The organism is Kutzneria buriramensis (assembly GCF_003387475.1).
In the GTDB taxonomy this organism is placed as follows: Bacteria; Actinomycetota; Actinomycetes; order Mycobacteriales; family Pseudonocardiaceae; genus Kutzneria; species Kutzneria buriramensis.
Map to the genome: position 1 here is coordinate 104,360 of NZ_QUNO01000002.1, position 18,465 is coordinate 122,824.

The window sequence follows — 18,465 nt, forward strand, 5'->3', positions numbered from 1 at the left end:
GGTGGTCAGCCGACAGGCCACTCACGGCGGCTGGATCCGATCGCCCACGATCGGGCCATGAGAACAACGGTGCAATTCGTCGGCGGCCCGACCGCGCTGCTCGACCTGGGCGGCGTCCGGCTGCTCACCGACCCGACCTTCGACCCGCCCGGCGACCACCCGATCGGCAACCGGGTCCTGGTCAAGCACATCGGGCCGGCGGTCATGCCAGAGGACGTCGGGCGGGTCGACGCCGTCCTGCTGTCGCACGACCAACACCCGGACAACCTGGACGACCTCGGCCGGGAGTTCGTCGGCCGGGCGCCGCTGGTACTCGGCACCGCGGGCTCGGCCGAGCGGCTCGGCGGCACCGCGCGTGAACTGCCGCTGTGGCAGAGCGTCACCGTGGGCGACGTGCGAATCACCGGCGTGCCGGCGCGGCACGGGCCGATGGGCAGCGAGCACCTGACCGGCGAGGTGCGCGGGTTCGTGCTGTCCGCCCCGGACGGGCCGCGGGTCTACGTCAGCGGGGACAACGCGTCGCTGGGCATCGTCCAGGAGATCGCCGACAACCTCGGCCCGATCGACATCGCGGTGCTGTTCGGCGGCCGCGGCCGCAGCACGCTGATGGACGCGTATCTGACGCTCGGGGCCGACCAGATGGCCCGCGCGGCGGAGATTCTCGACGCGTCGATCGTGGTGCCGATCCACGTCGACGGCTGGGGGCACTTCACCGAGACGCGGGACGACGTCCCGGCGGCGTTCGCCAAGCACGGGCTGGCCGACCGGCTGGTGATGCCCGCGCCCGGCGAGGTGGTGATACTGACGGAATGAGCCGGGACAAGGCCACCGTCGCGGTGCTGATGTTCGACCGGGCCCCGATGTTCGAGACGTCGGTGCCGATCAGCGTGTTCGGCGTCGACCGCACGTCCACCGGCGCGCCGGCGTTCACGCTGCTGCCGGTCGCCGGCGAGCCCGGGCCGCTGACCACCACCGGCGGCGTCCAGGTCGTGCCGCCGCACGGGCTGGACGCGTTGGACCGGGCCGGGATCGTGGTCGCGCCGTCGTGGCGGAACACGGCCGAGCGGCCGCCGGAGCCGGCGCTGCGAGCGCTCCGGGCCGCGCACGAGGACGGCGCGCTGGTCGTCGGGCAGTGCATGGGGGCCTTCGTGCTCGCCGCCGCCGGGCTGCTGGACGGGCGGAGGGCCGCCACGCACTGGTTCCACGCGCCGGCGCTGGCGGCGAACTACCCGCTTGTGACGGTGGATCCCGGTGTGCTGTACGAGGACGACGGCGACGTGATCACCAGCGCCGGCACCGCGGCCGGCATCGACGCGTGTCTGCATGTCGTACGGCGGCTCTGGGGCGCGTCGGCGGCGACCGCCATCGCCCGCCGGATGATCGTCGCGCCCCAGCGCAGCGGCGGCCAGGCGCAGTACATCGACCACCCGATCCTGGAGCTGCCCGACGGCGACCGGCTCGGCGCGGCGATGGTGTTCGCGCTGGAGCACCTGGACGAGCCGCTGGAGGTGGACACGCTGGCCGCCCACGCGCACCTGAGCCGGCGGACGTTCGATCGCCAGTTCCGGGCCGTCGTCGGCATCTCGCCGCTGCAATGGCTCCTGCACCAGCGGATCCTGCACGCGCAGCGGATGTTGGAGCAGACCGATCTGCCGGTCGACGTCATCGCCCGGCGGGTCGGCTTCACCGCCGGCGTGTCGCTGCGGCCGTCGTTCCGGCGCATCGTCGGCGTCAGCCCGCAGGACTATCGGAACACGTTCCAGCCAAAGGAGATCGTCGATGACAGTCGGCGTGGTCGGGGTCGGGCGAATGGGCACGCCGCTGATCGGCCGGCTGGTCGCGGCCGGCCATGACGTGATGGCGACGGACATCGTCGCCGCACGGCGTTCGGCCGCAGAGGCCGCCGGTGCCCGCTGGGCGTCGTCCGTCGCCGGCTGCGACGTCGTGTTCACGGTGTTGCCCGGCAACGCCGAGCTGGCAGCGTATTCCCCTATGGACTGTCGCCTGTGGATAGACCTCACGAGCGGTTCGCCGGAAACGGCTCGGCGTGGCGCGAATTACCTCGATGCGCCGATGGGTGGCGGCGTGCCGGCGATGGAGAGTGGCGAGATCACCCTGTACGTAGGCGGGTCCGCCGAGGCGTTGGCCGATGCCACGCCCCTGCTGCGGTCGTTCGCGTCGACCATCCATCACGTCGGCGATCACGGCGCCGGTTACCTGGCCAAGCTGTTGATCAACCTCCAGTGGTTCGGGCACGCCGTGCTGGCGACGGAGGCGTTGCTGCTGGCCAAGCGGCACGGCCTGGCCCCGGACCGGATGCGGGACGTCCTGCTCGGCAGCGCCGGCGACAGCGCGTTCGTCGAGCGCCATCTGCCGGCGCTGCTGGCCGGGGACTACCTGCGGGACTTCGGCCTGGACCGGTGTGTCGAGGAGTTGGAATCGGTCGTGCGCAGCGCCGACCTGGCGGGGACGCCCCAGCCGCTGACCTCGGCCGTCGCCTCGTTGCACCGGGCGGCGCTGGAGCGGTTCGGCCCCGTTGACGGCGAGCTGCTGGCCCCGGCGCTCCTGGAGGAGCTCGCCGGTTTCCGGCTGTCAGGCGACGGTCAGGCCGCCGTCGACCGGTAGCACGGTGCCCGTCACGTAGGACGCGCCGATCAGGTACGCGACCGCGTCCGCGACCTCCTCGGCGCGGCCGGCGCGCGGGATCGGCATGCCGTCGGCCATCGCCGCGAACTGCTGTTGCCGCTGGTCGGCGGGGAGGAAAGACCACCAGTCGGTGTCGATCGCACCCGGGGCCACTGCGTTCACCCGCACCGGGGCGAGCTCCGTGGCCAGCGGCGACACGATCCGCTCGATCGCGCCGTTGACCGCCGCGAGCGTGCTCAGGCCCGGGGCCGCGGCGCGGGCGCTGGCCGCCGACAGCATCGTCACCGACTCCGCGACCAATGCGGACTTGATGGCGTACAGGTACGCGAAGAGCTTGCCTTCGAACGCCGCCCGCAGGTCCTCCGACGACACGGACCGGATCGGGCCGAGGCCGACCGCGCCCGGGCTGAAGCTGAGCACCAGGTGCTCGAACTCGCCGACCCGCTCGAAGAACGCCGCGACCTCGGCCTCCGACGTGCCGTCCACCTGCTCGGCGGCCGCCACCCGGTCCTTCACCGCCGCCAGCCGCTCCGGGTCGCGGCCGGTGACGGTCACCTCGGCCCCGTCCGCGGTCAGCCGCTCGGCCACCGCGAGCCCGATGCCGTTGGTCCCGCCCAACACCACAACGCGCATGTCGCGCACCCCCTCAATTCGATACGAACCGTCTCGATACTAAAGCGAGACGCGGCGTCTTGTAAACTGGTCGGCGTGACTGGGGACCGGCGGCCGGGCAGGCCGCGCAGCGAGGCGACCCGGCGGGCGATCCTGGCCGCCGCGATCGACGAGCTGACCGAGCGGGGCTACGCGCAGCTGTCGGTGGAGGGCATCGCCGCGCGGGCCGGGGCCGGCAAGCAGACGATCTACCGGTGGTGGCCGTCCAAGGCCGATGTGGTGCTGGACGCCATGCTCGACGAGGCCGCCAGCCTGATCGCCGTGCCGGACGAGGGTTCGCTGGCCGCCGATCTCGCCGGTTTTCTCGTGGACACGTTCCGGCAGCGCGGCCAGCGTCCCGTGCTGGTCGGCCTGATGGCCGAGGCGCTGCTCGATCCGGTGTTCGCCGTCCAGTTCCGGGATCGCTTCCTGTTCGGGCGGCGCGACGCGCTGCGGACCGTGCTCGCGCGGGCCGCCGACCGTGGCGAGATCGCCGCCGACGTCGATCCGGAGATGCTGCTGGACATCGTGTTCGGCGTGCTGTGGTACCGGCTGCTGCTCGACCACGCGCCGCTCGACGAGGAGGCCGGTCGGCAGCTGGCCACCCTGGTCGTCCGCGCCGCGCGGTGAAGCCGCACGAGGTCGTCACGCACGGGCATTCCGGCGCGCGGGTGCTGCGTTTCCTTGACGGCTCCGGCTATCTCAAGTCCGCCGTGGACGGCGCCGCCGCCGATCTCGTCGACGACGAGCGGGAACGCCTGCTGTGGCTGCGATCCCGTGACGTCGCCGTGCCCGCGGTGATCGACGCCGGCCGGGGTTGGCTGCACACCGCCGCCGTGCCCGGGCGTCCGGCCTCCGACCCGTGGCCGCCGTCCTCTTTGGACCGAGTCGCCACGATCATGGGGGAGACCCTGCGGCGCCTGCATTCCCTCGACCCCGCCGGCTGCCCGTTCGGCGCCGGACCCGTTGTCGGGCACGGCGACTACTGCCTGCCCAACGTCATCATCGCGGACGGCTCGGTGCACCTGATCGACGTCGGCCGGGCCGGGCTGCTCGATCCGCGTTCCGACATCGAGGACTGCCTGGAGAGCATCCGCGGGCCGTTCAACCCCCAGTTCGCCGAGCCGCACGCCCAGCGCTTCCTCGCCGCTTACCACGGCTAATCCGGTTGCGCGACGCTGTTACGGTCGGTTCATGCTGACCGGGAAGCTTGTCCGCCTGCGGGCGCTGGAGCCGTCCGACGCCGAGGCGCTGCACCGCTGGAACTCCGATCCCGGCGCGATCCAGTGGATGATCAACGAGTATCCCGAGTCGCTGGCCCAGCTGACCAAGCGGCTCGGCGAGGACCGGCCGCGCAACACGTACGACAAGCTCATCCTGTGCATCGAGACCCTCACCGATCGCACTCCCATCGGGGCGATCGCCCTCACCGACGCCGAGCCCGAGAACGGCCGCGCCGAGCTCGACGTGTACATCGGCGAGGCCGAGTACCGCAACGGCGGCTACGGCACGGACGCTATTCGGGTCATCTGCCGCTACGGCTTCGACCAGATGCGCCTGCACGGCATCTCGCTGTGGGTCGTCCCCGAGAACGAGGCCGCCCGACACGTGTACAAGAAGCTCGGCTTCGTCGAGGAGGGCCGCGAGCGCGAGCGTTTCCGCCGGGACGGCAAGTGGTACGACCTCATCGTGATGAGCCTGCTCGAGGGTGAACTCGTCGACGACTGAGCTATTCCCGGGATCCTGTCCCTGCCGGTGGTACCTACACCGAACGTACGCAAAGCGGAGGTCTGGGTAACCCCCCACTCCCGGCGCATCTTGTCGTTGAGAAACCGACGAGAACCGCTCCTGGAGCGCCCCGATGACTGTCACAGCTGCAACCACCCGCCTACCGCGCGCCGCCGTCTTCGCCCTTTTCCTCTCCGGCTTCATCGGCATTCTCACCGAGTGCCTGCCCGCCGGCCTCCTCCCGGAAATCAGCCACACCCTGGCCACCGACGTCGCCCTCACCGGCCAGATCGTCACGATCTATGCCCTGGCCACCGCCGTAGCCGCGATTCCGCTTTCCCGCCTGACAGCGCGGTGGAACCGCAAGACCGTCGTGTTGCTGGCGCTCGCCGTCGTCGCTGTCACGAACGCGCTCACCGCGCTGTCCGCCGACTACTGGCTGACGATGGCCATCCGCCTGGTCGCGGGCATGGGCACCGCGATGATCTGGCCCACCATCGGCGGTTACGCCGCGGCGATCTCTCCCCGACACATGCAGGGCCGCGCGATCACCCTCGCCCTGGCCGGCACCCCCATCTCGCTCGCGATCGGCGTCCCCGTGGGCGTCTGGCTCAGCCGATTCGGCGGCTGGCAGGTGGCCTTCTCCGTCTCCATGGTTCTGGCCGTCGTCAACATCGTCTGGGCAGCGGCAACCCTGCCCGACGTGCCCGGCCACGAACCGCACGAGCGGTTCACCATTCCCAAGGTCCTCGCCATCCCCGGCCTGCGCACGATTCTCCTCGCGCTCATCGCGTACACGGTGGCGCACAACATCCTCTACACGTACGTCACCGATTTCCTCAAGTACGCCAACATGTCCAGCCAGACCGGCTGGGTGCTGTTCGCCTTCGGCGTGACGTCGATCCTCAGTGTCCTCGTCGTCGGCACGCACATCGACCGCCACCTGCGCCGCCTCACCGTCGGCAGCACCGTGCTGTTCGGCCTCAGCGTGCTGCTCCTCGCCCTGCTCGCCGGCCTGCCGGTGCTGGTCTACATCGCCGTCGCCGCCTGGGGTTTCGCCTTCGGCAGCTCCCCGAGCCTGTTCATCGCCGGCGTCATCAAGGCCGCCGGCGAGGCGGCCCACGTCGCCCAGTCGATCACCATCACGGCGATCTCCGGCTCCATCGCGCTCGGCGGCCTCGTCGGCGCCCTGTTGATCGACGACCTGGGCACCGCGTCGATCACCTGGGCATCGCTGGCGCTGGTGGTCGTCGCCGCAGTGGCCGTGATCAGCGCCCGCGAGGACGCCTAGTCGAAGATCGGATTGCGCCGCCAGCCGGAACCGGCGAACAACGGCGGAGTGTCCCGTAGCTCCCAGCGGGTGGGAGACCAGGTGGCGTCCCACTGTTGGGACGGCAGAGCCAGCATCTCGCGGACGGCGGCGGCCAGCTCCGACGGGCTCCGGTCCTGCCAGGGGACTTCCATCACCACCTGGTAAACCCCATTGGTCAGGGTGAAATCGAATATGCCTGCCTTCGTCCGCTCGACGATGTTTTCGAACTCCAGCCCGAGCGGCTCGAGGTAGGGGTGGCTGTCGATCCGGACCTGCCGGGCGGCCCGCAGCGCGGGCGTCTCCCACGAGTCGTCGGCGGCGACGCGGGCGATCTCGGCGTCGTAGTCGGCGGAGGGGAAGGAAACCCGGCGGTCCATGAGCTTGGCGCGGGCCCAGTCCCAGTGCACGACATCGCCGTCACGGGTGATGGTGACGTCGGTGTCGCAGCAGTCGGCGTCACCGCAGGCGGGGCAGCGCGCGATGTGCACGGTGTGCGGCTCGGGGGTCGCGGCCAGCCGGTTGACCGGCAGCAGCATCTCGTGCGGCTTCATTCCGCGCACCTTGGCGGCGGCGATCAGGTCCACGTCGTTCACGTGGAGCAGCAGTTGAAACCACGGGCCTTCGGGCCAGGGCGCGACGGACAGGCTCAGCGTGTCGAGGGTCATGGCCGCCCCGACTGGGCGATGATCGCCGGGAAGACCCGTCCGAACGAGGCGAGGCTCTTGAACGGCTCGCCGGTCAGGACGCGGTGGGCGATGGTGAACGGCTGGGCGGTGCAGCCCTGTACCAGCACGACGGGCGCGGTGGTGTCGGGGTGGGAGCCCCACTCGCCGCCGTAGGCTCCGATGAGGACCTCGCCGGTGTAGGCGCCGACGAGCTTCCACCACAGCTCCAGCCGGTCCTCGGCCAGCTGCTCCGCCGAAAGCGAAGCGCACACCTCGTCGAGGACCTCGAGGCTGTCGAGGGTCCAGTCCAGCCGGCGGTCGAACTGGTCGGCGACGAGCGTGACGCACTGCTCGGCGATGTGGCGCAGGTCCAAGGATCGCATCCCGTCAGTGAGAACGGGCGGCCCAGGCGCAGATCGCGGCCAGGGGCGCCTCGAGGGTCTTGCCGAGCTCGGTCAGGGCGTACTCGACGTGCTGCGGCGGCGTGGACTTGAGCACCCGCCGCTCGACCAGGCCGTCGGACTCCATGTCGCGCAGGGTCTCGGTGAGGACCTTGGCGCTGATGCCCTCGACCCGCCGCCGCAGCTCGGAATGCCGCTGGGGCCCGGCCATCAGCGCGTAGACCAGCAGGACCCGCCACTTGGAGGCGAGCCGTTCCAACGCCTGGCGGGTGCTGCAGCTCTCGGACAGCACCTCGGGCACGAACATGGCCGAAGGTTACCCCGGAGTGCGTTCTGGCCGAACCGGATTCGGCGACCTAGAGTCCGCGGCATGGAACGCGTGACCTTCGACGCCGACGGCCTGAAGCTGGTCGGAAACCTCTCCGTGGCAACGGATGCGCCGGCGGTGGTGCTGACGGGCCCGTTCACGGGCGTCAAGGAGCAGGTGGTCGGCACGTACGCGCGGCTGCTGCACGAGCGGGGCGTCACGACGCTGGCGTTCGACCACCGGGGCTTCGGCGAGAGCGAGGGCCGGCGGGCGCACGAGGACAGCCAGGGCAAGCTGGCGGATCTGCGGGCGGCGGTGGGCCTGCTGGCCCGGCACACCGACCGCGTCGGCGTGGTGGGGGTGTGTCTGGGCGGCGGCTACGCGGTGAAGGCCGGGGCGACGGATCCGCGGCTGAAGGCGATCGTGGGCATCGCCGGCGCGTACAACAGCCCGACCCGGTTCATTGCCGGCGATCCGGCGGGCTACCGAAGCGCCCTCGAGTCGTTCATCGACCGCTACGACGAGGAACTGCCGGCGGTGGCCCCGAATCAGGGCAACGCGGCGATGGCCGGCGACGAGCCGTACGCCTACTACGGCACCGATCGGGCCAGGGCTGAGCACTGGGAGAACCGGGTCACGTACGGGTCGCTGCACTCGCTGATGACCTTCGACGCGCTGGGCGCCGCCCCGCTGCTGGCCCACACCCCGCTGCTGATCGTGCACGGGAAGGTCGACGCCTACTGCTCGCCGGAACTGGCCGCGGCGGTGCACGCGGATGCCACCGGCCCCAACGAGATCCGCTGGTTGGACGCCGGCCAGCACATCGACCTCTACGACGTGGAGCCGCACGTGACGCAGGCGGCCGACGCCGCGGCCGAGTTCCTGCACCGGCACCTCTAGTCCACAGTGGACAAAGCGCCGAACACCGCCCGGATTCGTGGCAGGTGCTCGCGGCCGCGCCGCGTTCCTATGTGGACGGAGTTGACCACCGGCTGCGGCGGCTCGTGCAGCACCGCCAGCCGTCCGGCGGCGATGTGCTCCTCGACCAGGTAGTGCGGCACGACGGTCAGCCCCGCGCCGGCGATCACCGCGGCCACCACGGCCCGGAAGTCGTTGACGATCAGCGCCGGCGTGGGCGGCCGCACCGCCCAGCACTCCCGGAAGTACCGGCGCGCCATCGGCATGTCCTCGGTGTAGCCGACGAACCGCCGCTCCCGCCCCGGCGCGTACGGCTCCTCGCCGGCCGGCCCGACCAGCAGGAACCGCTCCTCCAGCAGCGGCACCAGGTACATCCGCCGGGTCGGCACGCCCTCGATCTTGGTCAGCAGCGCCACGTCGATCTCGTCGCGCAGCACGGCGTTCACGAGATCGGGGGACAGTCCGACCCGGCACCGCACGGTCAGCCCCTCGGCCAGCAGCGGCGGCATCCGGGGCACGACGAACCGTTCCAGCAGGTCGACGGGCGCGCCGACGAACACCGGCCCGGCCCCGGACAGGGTGGCCGACCGCAGGCCGTCCAGCGCCCCTTCGAGGGCGTCGATGTGCTCGGCGACCTCGGCGGCCAGGCTGTGACCGGCCTCGGTCGGCGCTATGCCCCGGCCGGCCCGCCGGAACAGCGGCCGGCCGACCGACTCCTCGATGGCCTTGAGGTGGCGCGACACGGCCGGCTGGGACAGCCCCAGCGCCTCGGCCGCCCGGGCCACCCCGCCGGTCCGGTACACGCTCAGGAACGAGCGCAGGGCGACCAGTTCGGGACGGCTCGACACCCTGGGTAGCTTATTTCACTCCGGCCAGCGCGAAGAACTCCTGCCGCGACCGCGCGTCGGACCGCAGCGTGCCGAGCAGCGTCGAGGTGACGGTGTCGGAGCCGACGGCCCGCACCCCGCGCAGCGTCATGCAGGTGTGCTCGGCCTCGATGACCACGCCGACGCCCTTGGGCTCCAGCTGCTCGCACAGCCAGTCGGCGACCTGCTTGGTCAGCCGCTCCTGGACCTGCGGCCGGCTGGCGAAGTGCTCGACGACGCGGGCCAGTTTGGACAGTCCCAGGATGCGGCCGGCGGGCAGGTAGCCGACGTGCGCGACGCCGACGAACGGCAGCAGGTGGTGCTCGCAGACCGACCGCACCGGGATGCCGCGGGCCAGCACCAGCTCGTCGTAGCCTTCGTCGTTCGGGAACGTCGTCAGGTCGAACGGGCGCGGCGTGAACAGCTCGGCGTAGGCCCGCGCCATCCGCCCCGGCGTGGCGCGCAGGCTCTCGCTGTCGGTGTCCACCCCGAGCGCCCGCAGCAGGTCCCCGGCGGCGCGCTCGGCGGCGTCGAGGTCGATGCCGGCCGCGGGCTCGTGGACCACCCGTAACGCGTGCATGCCGCCTCCTTGGTTCAGTTTCGCCAATAGATGTTGGTCATATCGGCGTTGCAGGTCAAGAAGTGTGGTTGCGGACACGCTAATAGGCGATATTCTGGGACCGGTGAGCACCGATCGGGCGATCAGCGCCGTCGCGTCCCTCGACGACGACCTGCGCCGCGGCATGTTCGACTTCATCCGGGCCGCCCGGCACCCGGTGACGAGGGACGAGGCGGCGGCCGCGGTCGGCATCTCCCGCAAGCTCGCCGCCTTCCACCTGGACAAACTCGTCCACGCCGGCCTGCTGCGGGCCCACTACGAGGGCGTCGGCCGGGTCGGCCGGGCGCCCAAGGTGTACGAGCCGACCGACGTGGACGTGCGGGTCAGCATCCCGGCCCGGCAGTACGACCTGCTGGCCGACATCCTGGTGGACGCGGTGCTGGCCGACGACGCCCGCGGGTCGGCGGAGACGATCGCGGCCGAGCGCGGCCGGGCGATCGGGTCGGCCGAGCGTGAGGAGGAGCGGCCGGGGCGGCTGGGCGTCGAGCGGGCGCTGACCATGACCTGCCGCGTGCTGGCCAAGCACGGTTTCGAGCCGCAGCGCGACACCCCGACGACCGTCCAGCTGCGGGACTGCCCGTTCCACCCGATCGCCACCCGGGCCCGCGGCCTGGTGTGCGGCATCAACCGGGCGTACCTGGCCGGCGTGCTGGACGGGTTGGAGGCGCGGAGCGTGGAGGCGGTGCTGGCGCCGGGATCCGGCGGCTGCTGCGTGCTGCTGCGACCCCGGCAGGAACAGGGCTGACCTTTCCTCCCATTCCAACGTATATCGCACAGGGGGTCTTGCCGCAAGACCCCTCTGCGCCCGCACAATCGCCGCCATGCGTGTGGTGCTTTCGACCATTGGATCGCGCGGTGACGTTCAGCCGGTAGTGGCGCTCGCCCTTCGGCTGCGGGAAATGGGGCACGAGGCGCGGTTGTGCGCGCCACCGGATTTCCGGGGATGGATCGAGGGGCTGGGAATCGAGTTCGTGCCGCTGGGCCCGGAGGTCCGTCCGGAGGTCCGGCCGGACTCCGAGACGCGCCGGCTGGCCGCCTCCCCGGAAGGAGTGAAACAGCTGGTCGAGGGCACGGTGGCGACGCAGTTCGAGACGCTGCTGCCGGCCGCCGATGGCTGCGATGTCGTCCTGGCGTGGTCGGTGTTGCAGGTCGCGGCGCCGTCCGTGGCGGAAAAGCTCGGTATTCGCCACGTCTACGCGACATTCAGCCCGAATCAACTCCCTTCCGGGCAGCTCGCGCCGGCGCCGATGCCCGGCTGGCAACAGCCGGCCGATGTCGACAATCGCACGTTGTGGGCGATGGAATCGCGCCGGTGGAACGACATCTGGCGGCCGGCCGTCAATTCCCGGCGGGAATCCATCGGGCTGCCGCCGATCGACGACGTGCTGACGCACGTGAACTCGCCGAGGCCGTGGCTGGCGGCAGATCCCGTGCTCGGGCCGTGGCCGGATGGCTCGGACGTGGTGCAGACCGGCGCGTGGTTGATGCGGGACACCCGGCCGCTGCCGGCCGACCTGGCTCGGTTCCTCGACGCCGGCGAGCCGCCGGTGTTCTTCGGCTTCGGCAGCACCGGCGCGGCGCCGGCCGACATCGGCCGGACGATGCTGGCGGCGGCGCGGGAGCACGGCCGGCGGGCGATGATCTCCCGTGGCTGGGCCGATCTGGAGCTGCCGGACGCCGACGACGCGCTCGTGATCGACGAGGCCAACTTCCAGGCGCTGTTCCCGCGGGTCGCCGCGGTGGTGCACCACGGCGGTTCCGGCACCACCACGGTCACCGCGATCTCCGGCACGCCGCACGTGATCGTGCCGCACCGCTACGACCAGTTCTACTGGGCCGCCCGCGTCGAGGCGCTGGGCATCGGCGTCCGGGCGGCGGTCGAGTCGCTGGCGTCGGGGCTGGACGGCGCGCTGCGGCCCGAGGTGGCGGCGGCCGCGAAGTCGGTCGCCGCCGAGCTGGTGCCCGACGGCGTCGAGATCGCGGCCGACCTGCTCGTGAACTAGGAGCCGCCCGTCCCGGGCAACTCCTCGACGAACTCCACCGAGCGCGGCGCCTTGTAGCCGGCGAGGTGCTGCGCGACGTGTTCCCGCAGCTCCTCGCCGGTCGCCGCTTCGCCCTGCGCCAGCACGACAACGGCGTGCACGCGCTCGCCCCACTGCTCGTCCGGCACGCCGACCACCACGCACGACGCCACCGCCGGGTGCCTCCCCAGCGCGTTCTCCACCTCGGCCGAGTACACGTTCTCGCCGCCGCAGACGATCATGTCCTTGATCCGGTCGACGACGTGCACCCGGCCCTCGTCGTCCAGGTAGCCGCCGTCGCCGGTGTGCAGCCAGCGGCCGAACAGCGCGTCGTCGTCGCGGACCACGATCTCGCCGACCGCGCCGCGCGGCAGCTCCCGGTCCTGCTCGTCCACGATCAGCACCTCGGTGAGCGCCATGGTCCCGCCTCCCTCCCGCATCACCGTTCACTTTATAGATGCTTTGGCATGTGCTCGGCCACATTATCCGCGATTCAGGTCGACTCGTGATTCACTGACGACCATGGTGCCCCGCCCCCGCGACCGCCGCCAGCAGCTGATCAGGGCCGCCGCCCAGCTGTTCTGGCGGCACGGCTTCCACCGGGTCGGCATGACAGACATCGCGGCCGAGGTGGGCATCGGCGCGAGCGCGCTGTACCGGCACTTCCGGGGCAAGGAGGACCTGCTCGCGGCCGTCGTCGACGAGAGCTTGGACTGGCTGGAGGCGGCGATGGCGCAGGCTCCGCCGGACGCCGCCGGCACCATTGCGACCGTCGCCGAGGTCGTGCTGGCGCGGCGCGAGTTCGGGGTGTTGTGGGACCGGGAGGGCGGGCGGCTGCCCGTGGCGCAGCGCCGGGCCGTGCGGCGGCGGCTGCGTCGCGCTGTCGAGCGGGTCGCCGAGTCGATCGAGGACAACGGCCTGATGCGCGCCCGCGCCATCACCGCCGTGCTGGCCAGCGTCTCTTACCACCTGGGCAAGGTCGACGCCGCCCAGCTGTGCCGGATCAGCGATGCGCTGCTGACCGTCGAACTTCCCGCCGTGCCAACGGAATCGGCCGTCGTCGGCAAGGATCCGCAGGAACCGGCCTCGCGTCGCGAGGCACTGCTGGCCGCCGCCACGCGGCTGTTCGCCGAGCACGGCTACCCGTCCGTGAGCCTCGCCGACATCGGCACCGCCGCCGGCATCGCGGCGCCCAGCGTCTACAGCCACTTCGCCAGCAAGTCCGACCTGCTCAACGACGCCCTGACCCGGTACATCGAGTCGATCTGGCTTTCCCTGCACCATATTCTGCGCACCGCCGACGGGCCGGCCGACGCGTTGGGACGGGCCGTCGACAGCTACTTGTCCTTCGCCACAGCCAATCCCGACCTCGTGCGGCTGCTGCTGTCCGAGGCGGTGAACCTGCCGGTCGAGCAGCAGGAGGCGATTTCCCGCACGTGGCGGGAGTTCGAGGCCGAGCTGGTGGCGCTGCTGCGGCGGGCCCGCCCCGAGCTCGCCGCCGATCCCGCGCCGGCGTTCGTGCTCGGCGCGATCGGCATCGTCAACGGCATGACGCTCGTGCCGTCCCTGCGCGGGCAGGCCGAGATCGGCGTCTTCGCCCACGCCGTGCTGTGGTCCGCGTGACGGCTACTCGTCGAGCACGTACTCCAGCTGTCCCCAGTCACCGGCCTCGCCCGAGGCGCCCGGCACGACTGCGAAGGAACCGGGCCGGGCATGGCGGATCGCCGTCGGCCACACGCGAACGACGGTGTCCGGCACGTCCAACCGCGCCCAGGTGTGGTCGAACCGCAGGTCGCCGTCGGCCCTCGTGGTGGCGAAGCGGGCCGAGCCGGCGAACCGCACGTGGCCGAACCGGGTGTCGCCGCGGAACTGCGCCTCGCTGAACTCGACGTAGTCGCCGAAGCGGACGTCGACGAAGTCGGCGAGGGTGGCGAACACGGCATTGTCGAACCGGACCTCGGCGGCGAACTCGACCGCCGTGAACCGCGCGGCGCCGGCGAACTCGGCGTTGTGGAAGAACGTGTGCCCGGCGAACCGGGTGTGGTCGAACGCGACGTCACCGAGGAACCTGGTGGACCCGAACCGCACCTCCCCGTCGAACGTGGTGGCCTGGAACGATGCGTCGGCCGCGAAGTGCGACCGGCTGAACCGTGTCCACTCGGCGAACCGCGCGTTGGCGAAGTCGGCCCCGTCCTCGAATCGCGCCTCCGCGAACGACGCCGGGCCCAGGAAATCCGTGTGGTCCCAGGAGACCCGGTCGGCGAACGTCGCCGACTTGAACGAGGCCTGCTGAATCGTGGCCGTGTCGAAGCGGGTGCGGCCGAACAGCCGGGCTTCGTCGCAGGTCAGGCTGCGGATGACGCAGTCGGTGAGGTCCAGGTCGAACAGCGCCGCCCGGGTGAAGTCGAGATCCAGGTCGTCCCAACGGGCCTCGGCGGTGCGCTTCGCGTGCGTGACCAGAATGCGTTGGGCGGTCAGCCGAACCTGGTGCTCCTCGGCGACGACCGGGTCGACGGCGAAGGCGTCGAACGGCATCCGCAGGTAGGCGCAGAGCACGTTCACCACGGTCTGGCGCTGGTCGGGGGTGGCCTGCGCGAGCCGCTCCAGCGCGTACATGCCGGCCAGGCGGACCGGCGCCTTGTCCGAGCCGAGCTGTTCGGCGGCCTTCGTGTACAGGTCGGTGACCCGACGCTCGAGGGCGTCCGCCTCCGACGCGGCGGCCATCCGCTCCCGCAACGCGTAGTCGCGGTCGACCTTCTCGTGGTCGAGATCCTTCTGCCGCAACGCGATCTCGCTCGTCCGCTGCCGGCGCGCCGCCAGCCACAGGGCGCCCGCGCCGCCGGTGCCGACCACGATCGTGCCCGCCGTCTTGATCGCGTCGAGCCGGTTGCTCGACTCCACGGTGCCGTCGCCGTAGGCGATCAGCAGCCAGATGCCCACCCCGACGCCGATCACCACCAGCGCGGCAGCCGACAGCGCGATGGTCCGTGTCGACAGCACGCGATAGGCCGGCCGCTGGTCAGACGAGTCCACGCGGTCATTCTGGCAGGGTCAGAGCGGCAGCACCTCGACTTCGGCTCCGGTCCACTGTGGAGGGACGACCGCGAGCACGTCGGCCATGGCCGCGCCCCAGAGGTTGCCGGCGCGGTCACGGCCGACCGGGACGATGGCGTCGTCGGTGCGAACCGCCGGCACCAGGCGGGTTTCCCGTTCCCGCGCGGCGATGCTCGCCCTGAGGCGGCCGGTCAGCGGGGGCTTGGGGGAGCGGCCGGCGAGGCGGTGCAGCAACGGCGCGAGCAGGGTGTGGCCGGCGGCGAGGGCCGCGAAGGGGTTGCCGGGCAGACCGACCACGCGTCGGCCGTCGGGCAGGGCCGCCAGGAGTTGCGGGTGGCCGGGCCGGCAGGCGACGCCGTCGACCAGGACGTCCGCCTTCAGCGCGCCGAGCACCGGCCGCAGGTGGTCGGCCGGGCCGACGGAGGTGGAGCCGCAGACCGCGATCACGTCCACGTCGTCGCAGGCCAACGCCTCGGACAGGGATCCCGCGCGGTCGGCGACGAACTGCGTGTCGGACAGTTCGCCGCCGGCGTCCGCGATCAGCCCCGGCAGCAGCGGTCCGATGGCGTCGCGGACCTGGCCGTGCGTGGGGAGTCCGGCTGTCAGCAGTTCGTCACCGCTGACGATCACCCGGACCTTGGGGCGGCGGTGCACGGACAGCACGTCGTACCCGACGCTCGCGGCGAGGCCAAGTGCCGCCGGCGTGACCACGGCGCCGGCTTGCAGGACCCGCCGGCCGCGGGGGATGTCCTCTCCTCGGCGGCGGATGTGGGGCTTCCCGGGGTTGCCGTTGAGGGTCGTTTCATCCACCGAGGACTGTTCGATCGGCAGAACCGCCTCCGCGCCAACCGGAATCGGTGCGCCGGTGGCGATCTCGTACGCCTCGCCCGGCTCGATCGTCACCGCTGCGCACGGCCCGGCCAGCCGCCGGCCGACGATCGTCCACGGTCCCGGGCCGCGAACCGCGTACCCGTCCATCGCCGCCGTGTCGCACAGCGGCAGCGGCACCAGTGCCGGCAGGTGTCCGGCGAGTGCGAGCCCCAGTGCGTCGCGCAGCGGGACCGTGATCGTCTCCAGCGGCTCCGCCGCGGTTCTCGCGGCCTGCCTGGCTTCCACCCAGCCCGTGGTCATGCTATACAACTTATCACATACTGTATGCAATCTGGGTCGAGATGGGCGGGTGACGAGCCCGGCAGCCCCAGGATCGAGACCGGTGGGCGGTGAAACCGATGGCAACCGAGGTAACGGACTTCTACGGCCGGCGGTACCGGGTCGGCGAGAGCGACCGGGAGCTGCTCGGCCACTCGAGGAACTGGGTGCTGGCGGCGGCGTGCGTGGCGATGATGGTCGCCGGCGCCGGCCAGTACGGGTTCGGCCTGATCGTGGGCGGTAACTACTGGCTGCTGGCGATCTGGGTGGCGACGCAGGCCGTCGCGGTGTTCCCGCTGGCCCTGCTGAGGGAGCGTCGGCACGTGCGGCCGACACCGGCGATGATCGTCGGGGCGGTGCTGTGCGCGGTGGGCGACCTGTTCGCGGGCACCTGGTCGGCGGTGCTGGGCGGCATCGGCGCGGCCATCGTGTACGGCACGTGCTTCGCGACGGTCGCGAAGTGGTTCCCGGAGCGTCGCACGTACCTGGGCCTGGTGAGCGGGGCGTTCGCGGCGGGGGCGGTGCTGTTCTGGGCGCCGTTGCCGATCATCGCGATCCCGGTGATCGCGGTCTGCGGCATCGTCCTGCGGGAACCGCCGAGGGACTGGTGGCCGCAGCGTCCGGATCCGCGCACGTGGGCGCTGGACAAGAACGTGAACCTGAGCCTGCGGCACAGCCGGCCAGCGATCCGCCGATACTCGCCGGGCGAGCTCCTGCGCTGCCCGACCTCGGCCGCGATGTGCGCACTGGTGGCGTGCGCGGCGGCGGCGTGGCTTTTCGACGTCGCGTATACGGCCGCATTCGTCGCATCGAGCGGGTGGGGATACGCCTTCGCGGCGATAACCGTCTGCCTGTTGACCCTGGCCAGTGGCGTGGCGAGGTGGGCGACGGGTTGGGCCGGGGAGCGGTTCGGCGTCGCCAGGGTGATCCGCGCGGCGCTGGCGCTGGGTGCCCTCGGCCAGCTCACGATGATCGTCGCCGGCCAACACCAGGCGGGCGTCCTCCTGGCGTTCGCGGCGCTGCTGGTCGGGACCACCGCCGGCTGCTGCTACGCCCTGCTCCCGGCCCTGGTCGAGGCCCACTTCGGCGACCAGGCGGGGCTGCTGAACTTCGGCTTGGTCTACAGCGCCAAGGCGGTCGGCGGCCTCGTCGGCATCGGGGCAGCCGCCACCATCGTCGGCACGTACGGCTACGCGGCCGGTTTCCTGCTCGCGGCCGGCCTCGGCGTGGTGGCGGCGATCGCCGGCGGCATGCTGCGCCAACCCGGCGTGCCGCGGCTGCTGGTGCCGGCCTGATGGGCCGCGTCACGAGCCGGCGGCGCGTGCTCCGCGTGGTGGACGGCCGGGTCACCGCCCGGCCGGACACCCTCGCCGCCGAGGAGCCGCTGGAGGTCCGGGTCGCCGGCCAGCCGCTGTCGGTCACGATGCGCACACCCGGCCACGATTTCGACCTGGCGGCGGGTTTTCTGGTCTCCGAGGGCGTGGTCGGCCGCGCCGGCGAGGTCAGCGCGATCCGGTACTGCGCCGGGGCCACCGCCGACGGCGGCAACAGCTACAACGTGCTGGACGTGAGCCTCGCGCCCGGAGTGCCGCCGCCGGATCCGTCGGTGGAGCGCAACTTCTACACGACGTCGTCGTGCGGGCTGTGCGGCAAGGCCAGCCTGGACGCCGTGCGGTCGACCAGTCGCTGGTCGGTCGAGGAGGACGACCTGCGCGTCGACATCGGCGCCCTCACCACGATGCCGGACACACTGCGCGCCGCCCAGCTGGTGTTCGATAGAACGGGTGGTCTACACGCCGCCGGACTGTTCGCCCGCGACGGCCGGCTGCTGTGCCTGCGCGAGGACGTCGGCCGGCACAACGCCGTGGACAAGGTGATCGGCTGGGCGCTGCGCGACGACCGGCTGCCGCTGAGCGGAACCGTGCTGATGGTCAGCGGCCGAGCATCCTTCGAGTTGGTGCAGAAGGCCGTGATGGCCGGGATTCCCGTGCTGGCTGCCGTCTCCGCGCCGTCCTCGCTCGCGGCCGAGCTGGCCGCCGAGACGGGGCTGACGCTGATCGGCTTCCTGCGCGGCTCGTCGATGAACGTCTACACCGGAGGCCGGCGGCTCGGCCTGTGATTACGCTGG

At 71.8% G+C, this 18,465-nt stretch carries 22 protein-coding genes; 13 read left to right on the forward strand and 9 right to left on the reverse strand.

The annotated features are described in order from the left end of the window. The first annotated feature begins 57 nt into the window (after positions 1-57). From BCF44_RS05390 to BCF44_RS05400, 3 genes are read left to right on the forward strand one after another with little or no spacing between them, the layout of a single operon-like run. Positions 58-813 carry an MBL fold metallo-hydrolase gene (locus BCF44_RS05390; protein ID WP_116172999.1) on the forward strand — a complete coding sequence of 252 codons (756 nt, stop codon included), beginning with the start codon at positions 58-60 and terminating at the stop codon, positions 811-813. After that, complete coding sequence (locus tag BCF44_RS05395; RefSeq protein ID WP_116173000.1) at positions 810-1,853, forward strand: GlxA family transcriptional regulator; 1,044 nt, start codon at positions 810-812, stop codon at positions 1,851-1,853. The genes BCF44_RS05390 and BCF44_RS05395 overlap by 4 nt, the downstream gene beginning before the upstream one ends. Beyond that, positions 1,780-2,625 carry an NAD(P)-dependent oxidoreductase gene (locus BCF44_RS05400; protein WP_116173001.1) on the forward strand — a complete coding sequence of 282 codons (846 nt, stop codon included), beginning with the start codon at positions 1,780-1,782 and terminating at the stop codon, positions 2,623-2,625. The genes BCF44_RS05395 and BCF44_RS05400 overlap by 74 nt, the downstream gene beginning before the upstream one ends. On the opposite strand, the gene BCF44_RS05405 is transcribed toward BCF44_RS05400, so the two are convergent. Further along, positions 2,593-3,279 (reverse strand): SDR family oxidoreductase, encoded by a 687-nt coding sequence (locus BCF44_RS05405; RefSeq protein ID WP_116173550.1) that lies wholly within the window; start codon positions 3,277-3,279, stop codon positions 2,593-2,595. The two genes, BCF44_RS05400 and BCF44_RS05405, sit on opposite strands and share 33 nt — an antisense overlap. Before the next feature lie 75 nt (positions 3,280-3,354). Here BCF44_RS05405 and BCF44_RS05410 point away from each other — a divergent pair, with 75 nt between their 5' ends. The 4 genes from BCF44_RS05410 (at position 3,355) to BCF44_RS05425 (ending at position 6,316) form a co-directional block, all read left to right on the forward strand. After that, a complete protein-coding gene (locus BCF44_RS05410) occupies positions 3,355-3,927 on the forward strand; it encodes a TetR/AcrR family transcriptional regulator (protein WP_211352899.1) in 573 nt (190 codons plus the stop codon). After that, positions 3,924-4,460: a phosphotransferase gene (locus tag BCF44_RS05415; RefSeq protein ID WP_170217350.1), complete on the forward strand. Its 537-nt coding sequence runs from the start codon at positions 3,924-3,926 to the stop codon at positions 4,458-4,460. Before BCF44_RS05410 ends, BCF44_RS05415 begins: the two co-directional genes overlap by 4 nt. Before the next feature lie 31 nt (positions 4,461-4,491). Beyond that, positions 4,492-5,025 (forward strand): GNAT family N-acetyltransferase, encoded by a 534-nt coding sequence (locus tag BCF44_RS05420; RefSeq protein ID WP_116173003.1) that lies wholly within the window; start codon positions 4,492-4,494, stop codon positions 5,023-5,025. Positions 5,026-5,158: 133 nt separating this feature from the next. Continuing rightward, entirely contained in the window at positions 5,159-6,316 is a 1,158-nt protein-coding gene (locus BCF44_RS05425; RefSeq protein WP_116173004.1) for an MFS transporter, read from the forward strand. Here BCF44_RS05425 and BCF44_RS05430 read toward each other — a convergent pair. Genes BCF44_RS05430 through BCF44_RS05440 form a run of 3 tightly spaced genes read right to left on the reverse strand, consistent with a single transcriptional unit; the run spans position 6,313 to position 7,710 of the window. Next, on the reverse strand, positions 6,313-7,002 hold the full coding sequence (locus BCF44_RS05430) for a hypothetical protein (RefSeq protein WP_116173005.1): 690 nt from the start codon (positions 7,000-7,002) through the stop codon (positions 6,313-6,315). The two genes, BCF44_RS05425 and BCF44_RS05430, sit on opposite strands and share 4 nt — an antisense overlap. Next, positions 6,999-7,385: a hypothetical protein gene (locus BCF44_RS05435; RefSeq protein ID WP_116173006.1), complete on the reverse strand. Its 387-nt coding sequence runs from the start codon at positions 7,383-7,385 to the stop codon at positions 6,999-7,001. Before BCF44_RS05435 ends, BCF44_RS05430 begins: the two co-directional genes overlap by 4 nt. A 4-nt stretch (positions 7,386-7,389) precedes the next feature. After that, positions 7,390-7,710 carry a winged helix-turn-helix transcriptional regulator gene (locus BCF44_RS05440; protein WP_116173007.1) on the reverse strand — a complete coding sequence of 107 codons (321 nt, stop codon included), beginning with the start codon at positions 7,708-7,710 and terminating at the stop codon, positions 7,390-7,392. Positions 7,711-7,773: 63 nt separating this feature from the next. Here BCF44_RS05440 and BCF44_RS05445 point away from each other — a divergent pair, with 63 nt between their 5' ends. Further along, positions 7,774-8,610 (forward strand): alpha/beta hydrolase, encoded by an 837-nt coding sequence (locus BCF44_RS05445; RefSeq protein WP_116173008.1) that lies wholly within the window; start codon positions 7,774-7,776, stop codon positions 8,608-8,610. On the opposite strand, the gene BCF44_RS05450 is transcribed toward BCF44_RS05445, so the two are convergent. Beyond that, a complete protein-coding gene (locus BCF44_RS05450) occupies positions 8,607-9,476 on the reverse strand; it encodes a LysR family transcriptional regulator (protein WP_116173009.1) in 870 nt (289 codons plus the stop codon). The two genes, BCF44_RS05445 and BCF44_RS05450, sit on opposite strands and share 4 nt — an antisense overlap. Before the next feature lie 10 nt (positions 9,477-9,486). Then, the gene (gene folE / locus BCF44_RS05455) at positions 9,487-10,074 is read right to left on the reverse strand and encodes a GTP cyclohydrolase I FolE (RefSeq protein ID WP_116173010.1); all 588 of its coding nucleotides are present in this window, start codon (positions 10,072-10,074) and stop codon (positions 9,487-9,489) included. 163 nt (positions 10,075-10,237) lie between these two features. Between folE and BCF44_RS05460 the strand changes: the two genes are divergently transcribed. Both BCF44_RS05460 and BCF44_RS05465 read left to right on the forward strand, forming a co-directional pair. Then, positions 10,238-10,858, forward strand: a complete 621-nt coding sequence (locus BCF44_RS05460; protein WP_246014889.1) for a helix-turn-helix transcriptional regulator — start codon at positions 10,238-10,240, stop codon at positions 10,856-10,858. Positions 10,859-10,934: 76 nt separating this feature from the next. Continuing rightward, a complete protein-coding gene (locus BCF44_RS05465) occupies positions 10,935-12,116 on the forward strand; it encodes a glycosyltransferase (RefSeq protein WP_116173011.1) in 1,182 nt (393 codons plus the stop codon). Here BCF44_RS05465 and BCF44_RS05470 read toward each other — a convergent pair. Continuing rightward, entirely contained in the window at positions 12,113-12,553 is a 441-nt protein-coding gene (locus BCF44_RS05470) for an AMP-binding enzyme (protein WP_246014856.1), read from the reverse strand. The genes BCF44_RS05465 and BCF44_RS05470 overlap by 4 nt on opposite strands. A gap of 103 nt (positions 12,554-12,656) precedes the next feature. On the opposite strand from BCF44_RS05470, the gene BCF44_RS58470 reads away from it, so the two are divergent. Then, a complete protein-coding gene (locus BCF44_RS58470) occupies positions 12,657-13,757 on the forward strand; it encodes a TetR/AcrR family transcriptional regulator (protein WP_170217351.1) in 1,101 nt (366 codons plus the stop codon). Positions 13,758-13,760: 3 nt separating this feature from the next. On the opposite strand, the gene BCF44_RS05480 is transcribed toward BCF44_RS58470, so the two are convergent. Then, positions 13,761-15,167, reverse strand: a complete 1,407-nt coding sequence (locus tag BCF44_RS05480) for a pentapeptide repeat-containing protein (RefSeq protein WP_116173014.1) — start codon at positions 15,165-15,167, stop codon at positions 13,761-13,763. Positions 15,168-15,185: 18 nt separating this feature from the next. Continuing rightward, entirely contained in the window at positions 15,186-16,319 is a 1,134-nt protein-coding gene (locus BCF44_RS05485) for a molybdopterin molybdotransferase MoeA (protein WP_116173015.1), read from the reverse strand. A gap of 98 nt (positions 16,320-16,417) precedes the next feature. Here BCF44_RS05485 and BCF44_RS05490 point away from each other — a divergent pair, with 98 nt between their 5' ends. Next, positions 16,418-17,632, forward strand: a complete 1,215-nt coding sequence (locus tag BCF44_RS05490; RefSeq protein WP_116173553.1) for an MFS transporter — start codon at positions 16,418-16,420, stop codon at positions 17,630-17,632. Then, a complete protein-coding gene (gene fdhD, locus BCF44_RS05495) occupies positions 17,632-18,456 on the forward strand; it encodes a formate dehydrogenase accessory sulfurtransferase FdhD (protein WP_116173016.1) in 825 nt (274 codons plus the stop codon). Before BCF44_RS05490 ends, fdhD begins: the two co-directional genes overlap by 1 nt. Positions 18,457-18,465 lie beyond the last annotated feature (9 nt).